General features: G+C 45.8%; 11 protein-coding genes. 9 read left to right on the top strand and 2 right to left on the bottom strand.

What is annotated here, in order from left to right:
• The coding region (locus ABY436_RS08685; RefSeq protein WP_372738581.1) for a peroxiredoxin at positions 1 to 439 on the top strand (439 nt) is incomplete at its 5' end.
• A gap of 212 nt (positions 440 to 651) precedes the next feature.
• A complete protein-coding gene (locus tag ABY436_RS08680; protein ID WP_372738580.1) occupies positions 652 to 1,428 on the top strand; it encodes an OmpA family protein in 777 nt (258 codons plus the stop codon).
• Between the two features lie 141 nt (positions 1,429 to 1,569).
• Here ABY436_RS08680 and rnt read toward each other — a convergent pair whose 3' ends face one another.
• Positions 1,570 to 2,196: a ribonuclease T gene (rnt, locus tag ABY436_RS08675; RefSeq protein WP_372738582.1), complete on the bottom strand. Its 627-nt coding sequence runs from the start codon at positions 2,194 to 2,196 to the stop codon at positions 1,570 to 1,572.
• Positions 2,197 to 2,382: 186 nt separating this feature from the next.
• Between rnt and ABY436_RS08670 the strand changes: the two genes are divergently transcribed.
• The 3 genes from ABY436_RS08670 to ABY436_RS08660 all read left to right on the top strand — a co-directional run bounded on the left by ABY436_RS08670 (position 2,383) and on the right by ABY436_RS08660 (position 6,261).
• Positions 2,383 to 3,246 carry an OmpA family protein gene (locus ABY436_RS08670; RefSeq protein ID WP_372738579.1) on the top strand — a complete coding sequence of 288 codons (864 nt, stop codon included), beginning with the start codon at positions 2,383 to 2,385 and terminating at the stop codon, positions 3,244 to 3,246.
• A 102-nt stretch (positions 3,247 to 3,348) separates the two neighbouring features.
• Positions 3,349 to 4,575: an argininosuccinate synthase gene (locus ABY436_RS08665; protein ID WP_372738578.1), complete on the top strand. Its 1,227-nt coding sequence runs from the start codon at positions 3,349 to 3,351 to the stop codon at positions 4,573 to 4,575.
• Between the two features lie 114 nt (positions 4,576 to 4,689).
• Positions 4,690 to 6,261, top strand: coding sequence for a tetratricopeptide repeat protein (locus tag ABY436_RS08660; protein WP_372738577.1), 1,572 nt, complete (start codon positions 4,690 to 4,692; stop codon positions 6,259 to 6,261).
• A 68-nt stretch (positions 6,262 to 6,329) separates the two neighbouring features.
• On the opposite strand, the gene ABY436_RS08655 is transcribed toward ABY436_RS08660, so the two are convergent.
• On the bottom strand, positions 6,330 to 6,698 hold the full coding sequence (locus ABY436_RS08655; protein WP_372738576.1) for a hypothetical protein: 369 nt from the start codon (positions 6,696 to 6,698) through the stop codon (positions 6,330 to 6,332).
• 68 nt (positions 6,699 to 6,766) lie between these two features.
• On the opposite strand from ABY436_RS08655, the gene ABY436_RS08650 reads away from it, so the two are divergent.
• The 4 genes from ABY436_RS08650 to ABY436_RS08635 all read left to right on the top strand — a co-directional run bounded on the left by ABY436_RS08650 (position 6,767) and on the right by ABY436_RS08635 (position 12,409).
• The gene (locus ABY436_RS08650; RefSeq protein WP_372738575.1) at positions 6,767 to 8,887 is read left to right on the top strand and encodes a type I secretion system permease/ATPase; all 2,121 of its coding nucleotides are present in this window, start codon (positions 6,767 to 6,769) and stop codon (positions 8,885 to 8,887) included.
• Between the two features lie 9 nt (positions 8,888 to 8,896).
• A complete protein-coding gene (locus tag ABY436_RS08645) occupies positions 8,897 to 10,228 on the top strand; it encodes an HlyD family type I secretion periplasmic adaptor subunit (protein ID WP_372738574.1) in 1,332 nt (443 codons plus the stop codon).
• Between the two features lie 105 nt (positions 10,229 to 10,333).
• Positions 10,334 to 11,044, top strand: a complete 711-nt coding sequence (locus ABY436_RS08640; protein WP_372738573.1) for a LuxR C-terminal-related transcriptional regulator — start codon at positions 10,334 to 10,336, stop codon at positions 11,042 to 11,044.
• Between the two features lie 21 nt (positions 11,045 to 11,065).
• Positions 11,066 to 12,409: a TolC family outer membrane protein gene (locus ABY436_RS08635; protein ID WP_372738572.1), complete on the top strand. Its 1,344-nt coding sequence runs from the start codon at positions 11,066 to 11,068 to the stop codon at positions 12,407 to 12,409.
• Positions 12,410 to 12,460: the final 51 nt, after the last annotated feature.

Raw genomic sequence — 12,460 nt, 5'->3', positions numbered from 1 at the left:
GATCGCATTGGATCACCGTATGGACGCGTTCAAAGAGCGTGGCGTTGAAGTAATTGGTGTATCAATCGATTCTCAGTTCACCCATAACGCATGGCGTAATACGCCTATCAATGAAGGCGGGATTGGCCAGGTAGGTTATACCCTGGTAGCTGACGTTAAACATGAAATCTGTAAAGCATATGATGTTGAGCATGAAGCAGGTGTTGCTTTTCGTGGTGCATTCCTGATCGATAAAGCAGGTAATGTACGTTCGCAGATCGTTAATGACCTGCCGCTAGGACGTAATATGGATGAGCTTATCCGTTTGGTCGATGCGCTGCAGTTCCATGAAGAGCACGGCGAAGTTTGCCCGGCTGGCTGGAACAAAGGTGATAAAGGTATGAATGCATCTGCTGATGGCGTTGCAAAATACCTGTCTGAAGAATCTGATAAGCTGTAAAAAAGCTCGTATCTTAATAAAACCCGTACTGTAACTAGTACGGGTTTTTTTTTGTTCACATTAAGTGCGCTATGATCGCCAGCTGAAAATTTATAAAGAATGCCTGCTTAAAGTGCATGAGGCTATCAGGCAGGTGTCTTACGTTGTTGCTTAAAATTGTTGCTTAAATGGTTGTTTAACATTGTTGCTTAAATTGTTGTGAGAGGTTGGGAATGAACGTGAAAAATTTGTTTGGAATGCTGTTTCTGCTTGTGTTTGTTGCAGGGTGTGCAGAAAGGCCTTCTATTAAATGGCAGCAAAGTAAGCCGTTGTGTGTGGTCGCTGGTGCGTTAGCGGGTGGTGCCGTTGCCGGTGCTGCAGATAATAAGGCCGCACTAGGTGTCTTACTGGGTGCTGGAGTTGCTTATTTTGCTTGTGATGCAGGATCTGTATGTGAGGGCGGTGAAGTACAAACGTCACACGGCTGCGAATCTGATTCAGACCGTGACGGTGTATATGATAGCAGCGACGACTGTCCGAATAGTATTATGGGCGCTCGTGTGAATTCGGTTGGATGTGTCGATGAAGATGAAGACGGTGTGCTGGATAGATCAGATGCGTGTCTGATGACGCCTGCTAATACGATCGTTGATCAAACGGGTTGCCCGGTCGTGGCTAAGATATCCCTGGAAGGTGTTAATTTCGGATATAAATCCAGTGAATTGACTCATGATTCGAAGTCAATTTTAGATGTTGCCGTGGAAAAATTGAATAATACTGACGTGAACTTTGTTATTGAAGGGCATACCGACTCTATTGCTTCACGAGCATATAATCTCGATCTTTCTCTTCAGCGGGCTCAGTCGGTACTGAATTATTTGCTTGCTGCCGGTGTCGCCTCTGAGCGTATGACTGCCATCGGTTACGGTGAAACACAGCCAATAGCATCAAATCAAACGGATGAAGGGCGTGCCAGAAATCGTCGTGTGGCATTTAATCTCAATGAATAAAGTATCAGCCTTAGGAAAGTAAGACTGTTATAAGAGGATCTTTTGTAAGAAGGTCTGTTAAAAACAGATCGTTAGTGAATAGGTCGTGTAGCAGTGGATATAAAAGGGGGGAGGTAGAGTCAGCCCCCTTTTTTTTCTGTATTAATCGTGATCTTGCAGTGCTAATACCATGTCCCATCCGCCGAGATCTTTCCAGCGATTGATGATGCCGCAAAACAGCTCGGCTGTTTTTTCAGTATCGTAAAGCGCCGAATGTGCCAGCCTTCCATCAAAAGGGATGCCGGCTACTTCGCACGCTTTTGCCAACACGGTTTGTCCGTAAGCAAGGCCTGCCAGTGTTGCAGTATCAAATGTTGAAAATGGATGGAATGGATTGCGTTTTATGTCGGAGCGGGCGGCAGCTGCGCTGACAAAACCGTGATCGAAAGAAGCGTTATGCCCTACCAGAATAGCGCGTTTGCAGCCATGCGCTTTAACGGCTTTACGGATGGGTTTGAAAATCTGCTCCATCGCTTCAATTTCAGGAATGGATTCGCGATTCGGATCGTAAGGGTCTATACCTGTAAAGTCTAAGGCTGCTTTCTCTAAGTTGGCGCCTTCGAAAGGTTCGACCTCAGCCATAAAGCTCTGGTCGATGATCAGGTATCCCTGCTCATCCATGGTTAGCGTTACAGCGGCAATTTCTAGCAATGCGTCGGTGCGGGAATTGAAGCCGGCAGTTTCTACATCAATGACGACAGGTAGATAGCCGCGAAAGCGCTCAGCCATTAGCTGAGAGATTGTGTTATTACTCAAAAGGAATCCTTAACAATGACTGCTTGAAATGTTCTTTCATTCGGGACATTCTAACAGCCAGAATTGGTGTTGGCCAAACAGAAGTGTTGCTAATGTGAGCAGTACGGGTAGTTAGCGTTAAGTTATCGATAGATTTTCTCTTAAATAGTTGTCTGGATTATGAAAATAAGAATAAAGGTTCTCTTTTTAACGCTGTTTACCTTGTTGTCACAGGCCGTTAATGGCGTTACTTTTATGGCGGATATTGATCAATCCAAATGGACTGTAGAGGTGTCTCCTTTTGCGTGTCAGTTGGAGCAGGTTGTGCCTTCCTATGGTATTGCCCGTTTCTTTCATGAAGCGGGAGAAAAGGCGGTGTTTCAATTGTTGCCCACGCAAAAGGGGACGGTTAGCGGCAGCGTTCGTTTGGTGGCAGAGGCGTCGCCGTGGCAGCCGGGTGTCACACCTGCCCTGATCGGCGCATTAAAGGTCAGCGCTGCTGATAAGCAGATCACTGTAAAGTCCGATTATGCGGGTGAAATGCTGGTTTCTTTATATCGGGGTATGTCGCCTACTTTTACGATGCAGGGGTGGTTGGGTAGTGATGAAGTACTGCGTGTGGCATTATCAGCTGCCAATTTTCAAAAATCTTATTCCAGTTATATTGAATGCGTTGATCAGTTGCTGCCGGTTAACTATCGTCAGGTGGCCAGAACAGCGGTTCTGTTTCCGCCAGCTCAGTGGCGTTTGTCAGATGCCACCAAAGAGCGTCTGAACCTGATTGCTCAGTACATAAAAACAGATGAAAAAGTGGCGTCGGTTTATGTGGATGGTCATTCTGATAACGCCGGCAGGCGTTTGCTGAACCGGGATCTTTCCAAGCAGCGTGCCGAGGAGGTGAGTCGCTATTTGCTAGCCCAGGGTATAGACGAGAAAGTCATTACAACCCGCTATCATGGTGAGCGCTATCCGGTTGTTGCCAATAATTCGGCTAAAAATCGCGAACGCAATCGCAGGGTGACGATTCGCCTGGAGCGAAACTGACAGAAGTGTTTCTTCTGTATAAGAGCTGCTACAATATTGCCCTTTAAATGTTTATTCGATCGGTTGTGTGATGACATTACCGTTATTCAGTGGAGTTGATTGATGTCCGATATTAAAAAAGTAGTACTGGCTTATTCTGGTGGATTGGATACATCGGTTATCGTTCGCTGGTTGCAGGAAACTTATAATTGCGAAGTCGTTACTTTTACTGCCGACCTTGGTCAGGGCGAAGAAGTAGAACCTGCGCGTGCTAAAGCAGAAGCGTTGGGTGTAAAAGAGATCTATATCGACGATCTGCGCGAAGAGTTCGTACGTGATTTTGTCTTCCCGATGTTTCGTGCCAACACCATTTATGAAGGCGAATACCTGCTGGGCACATCGATAGCACGCCCTTTGATTGCAAAACGTTTGATTGAAATTGCAAATGAAACAGGTGCTGATGCGATTTCTCATGGCGCAACCGGTAAAGGAAATGATCAGGTTCGCTTTGAGCTGGGTGCTTATGCACTGAAGCCCGGCGTGGCAGTTATTGCACCATGGCGCGAATGGGATCTGACATCACGTGAAACTTTGATGGCTTATTGTGAAGAACACAATATCCCTGTTGATTTCTCGACGAAGAAGAAAAAATCGCCTTACTCTATGGATGCTAACCTGCTTCATATTTCTTTTGAGGGTGGTGTTCTTGAAGAGCCGTGGGCTGAAGCAGAAGAAGATATGTGGCGTTGGACGGTTTCTCCGGAGAAAGCTCCTGATGAACCAACCTATATCGAACTGACCTATCTTAATGGTGATATCACGGCTATTGATGGTGAAGCGTTATCTCCGGCGACTGTTTTAGAAAGACTGAATAAAATTGGTGGTGCTAACGGCATAGGCCGGTTAGATATCGTAGAAAACCGTTTTGTCGGTATGAAAGCACGCGGTTGTTATGAAACACCGGGTGGTACCATCATGATGAAAGCGCATCGTGCTATTGAATCCATCACACTGGATCGTGAAGCAGCGCATCTGAAAGATGAGTTAATGCCGCGCTATGCCAAGCTGATTTACAATGGCTTCTGGTGGTCTGAGGAACGTAAAATGCTGCAGCAGATGATCGACTATAGCCAACGTTATGTTAATGGTGAAGTCCGTCTGAAGTTGTATAAAGGTAACGTTATTGTTGTAGGTCGCCGCTCAGATGATAGTTTGTTTGATGAAAGCATTGCGACATTTGAAGATGATGCGGGTTCATACAATCAGAAAGATGCAGAGGGCTTTATCAAGCTCAATGCGCTGCGTATGCGTATCGCTTCCAGCAAGGGCCGGAATTTACTTGAAGACTGAATATCTAACGTGAACGATGATGAAAAACCCGCTCATTAGCGGGTTTTTTTGTATAAAAAGCGTTTTTCTAATAGGCTGATTTATATTGGTTTATGTTTTTTAAGATGCGAGTGAATGCCTAACAGCCGTTTCGGAAAATCAGTACTGATTATCGACTATAAACTTGAAGAGCTTTCCAGGCTGAGAAGTATCGTGTCTGGTTTAGGTTTTGAGCAAGTGGAAGCCGCCTCGTCTGTTAATATGGCTGTCAGTTACCTTCGTGAGCAGGCGTTTGATGTTGTCTTGGTCGCTTATGATTTAGGCAAGGCTGAAAAAAACGGTTTGCAGGTTGTTCAGGAGGCATTTGCGGAAAAACTGAATGTATTTCAAACACTCTTTTTACTGATTATTGATTCCGCTTACTCCTCTCTGCTGGTTGGTTCACTTGAGAGTGCCCCGGATGCATATATTTCCCGTCCCTATGATAGAGCTAAAATTCAAAACCTCCTTGAGAAATTACAACGTGTAAAAAAAGCGGTATTGCGTGTTGAAGAATCGATGGATAACGCGCAGTGGAGTCGGGCGTTAGAGTATTGTGCTCGTTTGATTAATATTTATCCCGGCTTGAAAGTCTATCTTGAACGTTTGCAAGGTCTCTGTTTGCTGGAGTCGGGGAGCTATCAGGAAGCTGAAGTATTGTTTGGCCGTATTGTCACTTCGCGAAAACAGGTATGGGCTCAGGTGGGGCAGGGGATGGCTTTCTATTATTTGGGTCGGCATAAGGAAGCAATCAATATACTGCAGCAGGTTGTAGATCAACAGCATATCTCTGTTGAGGCTTTTTCCTGGCTGGCCAGAAGCCTGCATGTATCGGGTGATTTGACTCAATCCATCGTGTTGATGCGTAAAGCTGTCTTGTTGCAGCCCTATGTTCCGCAGCTTCAGTCAGAAATGGGTAATTTGGCAGCTAGCGCTGAGGATTGGCCGTTGGCGATAGATGCATTTCGTGATGTCTTAAAATATTCCCGCTATTCTGTATTTCAGGAACCCGACCACTACTTTTCATTAGTGCGTTGTTTGATTGCACAATACCAGGTCAAAAATGGCAATAAAGAAGAGTTGGAGCTTGAGGCGCTGCGTGTGATGGAAAGTGTCATCCGGGATTTTGTAGGTGATATAACCGTCAAATTCCGGGCGCACCTGGTGCTGGCAGAACTTCGCAGTGTGCTGGATTTTGAGGTAATGGCTGAAGCAGAGTTGACACAAGCCGTAGGCTTGTATGAGCAGTTTTCAGCTGAAGATCAGTGGCGCTGGATGGATTGGATGGCCGATGCAGCAGACGGCAAGCCGAGTATGGAGACAGTCAAATCCATCAAGGGGAAGCTGTTGCAAGAGGTCAATGCCGAGTCTTGGGTTGAGTTGATGCGTGCTGGCTTGCAGCATTATAAGAAGGGAGATCTGGAGCGGGCTGCCGATCTGTTTTTTCAGGCGGATAATGCTGATGCAGACTGTGTCTCAGTGATATTGAATTTTGCACAAGTCATTATCGAGCGTAAATCTCTCGCCGGGAATAATGTCTCGCAACAGCAGTGGGCGGCTTGCCTGGCCCGTTTAAACCGGCTGCATTTTGGTGCGCTGTCTGTGAAACAGCAAAAGCGCTATAAAACACTCATGCAGCGTTACTCCGCGATCTACACCCGTTCCTAGCTGTATGCTTCTGGTTATATATTGCTGGTGATATTAAGTTCCTGTCTGTCAATTCTTAAGCCGGATGGTTAAATCCACGGTTCATCATCTGAAAGTATGGATGTATTTGCATCGTTACCTTCATCTGGGTTTTCGTCATCCTGATTAATGATCGTCCTTGCTAATTTACGCGTTAGCAGCTTACGCTGCGCAGCATCAGGAAGGTCGGTGAAAATAATCAGGTTACGGGACACTAACAACTCAATAAGGTCTTCAACAATACGCGCAATAGCCGCGTCCGAATGGCCCAGGTATGCGTCCGGTGTTACGGTATCATCGTTGACGGATAAAAAAGCCAGCACATCAGGGTGCTTAAGGTCGGCGGGTTCCGCGCCTTCTTGCATTGTTTCAGATAGGCTGATAATGCGGCCTTGCGTATTGCGCAGAGCATATAACATAAATCATCTTCTTTCAGTTACTTAGATACATGTTAGTATGTAGGCTTTTGTAGATATTGGTCAAGAAAATGGATGCAGCACACGACTCTCTTCTTAATTGTTTAGTGCATTTGACCCAGCAGAATCACCGTCCCATGTCGGCGGATGCGCTTCGAGAAGGCTTGCCCCTTGTTAATCATCAGTTAACGCCAAAGCTGTTTGTCAGGGCTGCAAAAAGAGCCGGTTTTACTTCGCGCATTGTGAAACGGGACCTGTCAAAAATATCAACGCTGACGCTACCCGTCGTACTTCTGTTAAATGATGATCAGGCGTGCATCTTTCAGGAAATTGATCCGCAGACGGGTGAGGCTGTCATTATTCAGCCCGAAAGTGGTGGGGTTCACCAGGTCTCCATGAGTGCCTTAGAGGCTGATTACTCCGGATATGCAATCTTTGTTCGTTTGGAATACAGGTTTACCGAGCGCGTATCCCGTGTTTTAGATCAGCAAGAGGGGCATTGGTTCTGGGGAACTATCTGGCGTTCTGCAAAAATTTATCGGGATGTCTTGGTCGCTTCGTTTCTGATTAATTTATTTGTATTAGCGAACCCGCTTTTCGTCATGAATGTTTATGACCGGGTGGTGCCGAATAATGCCATTGAAACACTCTGGGTGTTGGCTATTGGTGTATTTGTTGTGTACCTGTTTGATTTTGGTCTGAAGATGTTGCGTGCCTATTTTATTGAGTTGGCCGGTAAAAAGACAGACATCCTATTATCCTCTATGTTGTTCGAAAAAGTCATGTCGTTACAGTACGGCTCCATGCCGCGTTCAGTGGGCGCGTTTTCGAGTAATTTGCGTGAGTTTGAAAGTATCCGCGCTTTTCTTAGTTCCACCACCAATTCTATTCTGATAGACCTTCCGTTCGCTGTTATTTTTCTTATCGTGATCGGGATGCTCGGTGGACCTTTGGTCATCGTGCCGTTAGTCGGTATCCCGATTATTATTATTTACTCTCTGTTTATCACCGGTAAGCTTAAAGCGGCGGTAGAAAAAACCTTTGCTTCCTCAGCGCAAAAAAATGCCACGTTGGTTGAATGTCTTACGGCGATGGAAACCGTTAAAACCCAACGTGCCTCATCGTCTCTGCAGTTACGCTGGGAGCAGGCCGTCGGATATATTGCGAAGTGGGGCATGCAGGCGAAAATGCTGTCTGTTTCGGTGATGAATGTAGCCGGTTTAGTGACGCAGCTCTGCTCTGTTTCACTTGTGATTTATGGCGTCTACCTGATAGCTGAGCGTGAGTTGTCGATGGGTGCTTTGATCGCTTGTGTGATCCTTTCGGGGCGGGTATTGCAGCCGATGGCGCAAGTAGCGAGTCTTGTTACTAACTTTCATCAGTCTAAAACGGCGTTAGATACGCTGGATAGTATTATGCAGCTGCCGGATGAAAGAGATAAGGATCGGCAATTTGTACATCGTCCCGAGTTAGCGGGAAAGATTGAATTTAAAGATGTCTGTTTTAAATATCCGGGCGCAGAGCAACTATCGTTAGAAAAGGTGTCGTTCACGCTGAAGCCGGGAGAAAAGGTCGCATTAATCGGCCGTATTGGTTCAGGTAAATCGACGATAGAAAAATTGATGATGGGGTTATATAAGCCCGATGAAGGATCAATCCGCTTGGATGATATTGATCTGAATCAGATAGATCCTGTCGACCTGCGCAGGCATATTGGTTATGTGCCGCAGGATATTATGCTTTTTGATGGCACGGTACGGGATAATATCGTCATGGGCTCCCCTGAAGTCAGGGATGAAACTCTGCTGGAAGTGGCTGCATTAGCGGGTGTTGACCGGTTTGTGCATCGCCATCCATTGGGTTTTGATTTGCCTGTCGGTGAGCGAGGTGCCGCCCTTTCTGGTGGGCAGCGCCAGGCTGTAGCCATTGCCCGGGCGTTAATTCATAAGCCCGGCATTTTGATATTGGATGAACCTACCAACTCGATGGATAATGCATCCGAAGAATTTATTCGAAGTCAGTTGGCCGCCTACGGCAAGGATCGCTCTATTATGCTGGTTACTCACAAAATGTCGCTGCTCTCGCTGGTCGATAGAATTATTGTGATGGATAGTGGTCTGGTCGTGGCAGACGGGCCTAAAGCGGTTGTATTGGATGCCCTCAAACAAGGTCGTCTGCATATTCAGCGTTAAGGAAGTGGTATGACTCAGAAGCAAAATGCAGCGGCGGATGATTTACATTATATGCCCAGTGTTAGTGAAGCATTATTGGAGCAGGCGCCTAAAGGGGCGCGCACTTTACTTTGGTGCATGGTTGCTTTTGTTGTTATCGCTATTATCTGGGCCAGTTGGGCTACGTTGGATGAAATCAGTCGTGGAGAAGGCGAGATTATTCCCTCTAAGCAACTACAAGTAGTGCAGAACTTAGAGGGGGGGATTATTTCTCAGATTTTAGTCTCTGAAGGCGAGCTCGTTGAGAAAGGGCAGGTGTTGTTACGCATTGATGACACACGTTTTGCCAGTTCTTTTAAAGAGAGCCGGGTGCGAGAGCTTGAGCTGCTGGCCAAAGCCGCGCGTTTAAGAGCGGAAGCAGCCGGGCAGCCATTCGTTGTGCCAGAAGACTTTCCTGAAGAATACAGTTCTTTGGTTCAGCAGGAAGAAACGCTGCATCTGGCGAGAAAGAATGAATTAAATGCCACCCTGGATATTTTAAACCAACAAATTGCGCAGAAACGACAGGAGTTACGTCAGGCTGAATCTAAGGCAACGCAGCTCTCCCGAAGCTATGATTTGTTGAACAGGGAGATGAGGATCACGCAGCCGCTTGTCGGCGAAGGGGTTATTTCTGAGGTTGAATTTTTGCGTCTGAGACGACAAGTAAACGATCTGGCCGGAGAGTTGGATGGTATTCGTCTGAGTATTCCGCGCATTAAATCAGGGATGAGTGAAACGCAACAAAAACTGGCAGAAGCAGAATTTCAGTTTATCAGTGTATCCAGAGCAGAGCTGAATGAGGTTTTATCTGAAGCCGCGCGTTTAAAAGAAGCTTTGGGTGGTATGCAGGATAAAATAACCCGCACCGAAGTTCGCTCGCCGGTTAAAGGAACCGTAAAACAGTTGTTAATAAATACGGTTGAAGGCGTTATTCAACCGGGAGATGAATTAATTAATATTATTCCCTGGGAAGATACCCTTTTAGTTGAAGCTAAATTAAAACCTTCTGATATTGCTCAGGTCAGTGCGGGTCAAAGAGCTATTATCAAAGTATCGGCTTATGATTTTAGTATTTATGGGGGCGTCGGGGCTGAGGTGAGTTTCGTTTCTCCGAGTACGGTATTAGATGAGGAGGGTTTACCTCATTATATTGTCCGCTTGAAAACCGACCAGCCATATATTGGTAAAGATCAAACACGCTTGCCTCTGATTAGTGGTATGACCGTCGGGGTCGATATTTTGACCGGTAAAAAAACAGTCATGGACTATTTATTAAAGCCTATTCTTAAAAGTAAAAACCGCGCATTAACAGAGCGTTAAGTCGGCATGTGCAATATTTACAGCGCTTTTCAAAATTTATCTGAAATGGCAGGAATACATTTTTCTACTATGCTTTGGAATGGTTGTAATTAATGGGGCATTCAGATGAAACTGTATATTGTTTCTGCCAATAAGGAAGTGATTTCTCGCTGGGCCGGGTTTGCAGAGGCGCTCGAATATTCAATTGAAGTTGTTGACGTAAATCAGCTATCATTGCAAAAATTTCATGGGCATGGTTGCGGGCTTGTTCATATCAGTTCATTAAATAGCGCATCAGATAGTCCGGTAAAAGATAGTCCGGTAAAAGACAGCCCGGTAAAAGACAGCCCGGTAAAAGATTATCTGCTCGATCAATTATGTGTCAAATCACCCTTGATTAAGTGGGTGGCACTGAGTGATCAGCCAAGTGATACCGAAGGCCTCTCTTATTTAGCAAGCGGCTTTCGCGGTTATATAAATACCTATGTAACGAAGTCATTATTTCATGAGCTTCTTAATGTGGTTATGAAGAATGATATCTGGGCTGGCCCCTCTTTAACCCAGCGTTTAATGAAACAGTATTTGGCTGGCCCGTTGCGCCGTGATGTGGAACAGGACATTACTCATGTTCAGCACGATAGTGATCAATATGGATTTACTGACCGTGAAGATGAGGTGCTTGATATCCTGATAACAGGCGCATCGAATAAAGAGATAGCCAGAGAGTTGGGAATAACAGAACGGACAATAAAAGCGCATGTGGCGTCATTGTTACACAAGACGGGCACAAAGGATCGCGTGTTATTGATTCTTAAATTAGCACATCAAACAGCATGAAACTTATAAAAGGAGAGTCTGGTGAATTTAAAAAGAACCTTGCTGGTTGTAGCTGTCATGTTCAGCTCAGTACAGGCGACTTATGCGAGCCAGCTAGAAGAGGTCGTGACCAGATCAGTGCTGTCCAGCCCTGAAGTTAAGCAAAGCATGGATGCACGCAATGCTATTTATGAAGAGGTCCGTCAGGCACGCGGTGGTTTTTATCCAAAAATCGATATAGCCGCAGGCGTTGGCTATGAATGGACAAAAAATACCACCACGCAAAATGTCGGTGATGGCGATGTAGAGCTGCGGCGGCGTGAAGCGAGTATCAGCCTGCGCCAAATGCTGTTCGATGGCTTTTTGACAGATAGTGAAGTGGACCGTCATGCTTCCCGTTTAGAAGCAAATAATCACCATTTGAGAGAAGTGGCTGAAGAGAAGGCTCTGGAAACTACGCGCGCTTATCTTGAGGTGATTAAACGTCAGGAGTTGTTGAATCAGGCGAACGAAACCCTCTATAACCATGTGCAGGTATATGAGCGAATTCGAAAACGTTCTGAATCAGGTTTGGGAACATTGGCATCCATCCAGCAGGCGACAGGTCGTTTAGCGCTGGCCGAAGTGAATGTCCTGTCTGCTGAGAATAACCTGCGTGATGCACAAGTCACATTCCAGCGTGTCGTGGGAGAGAAGGCGCCGGATACACTGGAAACTCCGCTATTTAATTTATCTTCTTTGCCTGAGAGTGAAAGTGATTCTGTAAAACGCGCAACCGTTAACCACCCAACATTAAAATTAGCTCAGGCCGATATTCAGGCCGCCCAGTCACAATATGATTCTGCGCGTAGTCTGATGTACCCTAAGCTGAATTTTGAAGTAGACCGCAACTGGAATAATAATATCGATGGCGTTGAAGGTGATAATGAAGATCTGACGGCGATGTTTCGCCTGAGCTATAATATTTATAATGGTGGGTCTGATAAAGCCAGAATTCGTCAGACCCGCCACCAGATTAATGAAGCCAAAGACATTAAGGATAATGCGTTACGCCAAACCATTGAAGGTGTCAGCCTTTCCTGGAACGCTTACGAAATTCTGGGACGTCAGTTGGCTTTTTTCGAGAAGCATGTGGACTCCAGTTCGCAGACGCGTGACTCTTACCTGAAGCAATTCAATATTGGACAGCGCTCATTGCTGGATCTGTTAGATACAGAAAATGAGGTGTTTTCTTCCAAGAATGCCTTAATTGCCGCTAAGTATGATTATCTGCTCGCTCAGTACCGTTTGGTTAATGGTATGGGGGAGATGCTGGAGTTGCTTAAAGTCGATCTTGAGCCTTTGGCCTCAACTGCTTTGGCAGAAGATAAAATCAGAGTAGAGTAAACAGCGGCAAAATATTAACAGAATGATTTTCGTCTGTTAGCGGTGCGTTTG

This window comes from Neptunomonas sp. (assembly GCF_041601355.1).
Taxonomy (GTDB): Bacteria; Pseudomonadota; Gammaproteobacteria; order Pseudomonadales; family Balneatricaceae; genus Neptunomonas.
This window is presented reverse-complemented; position numbering and strand designations above follow the sequence as displayed.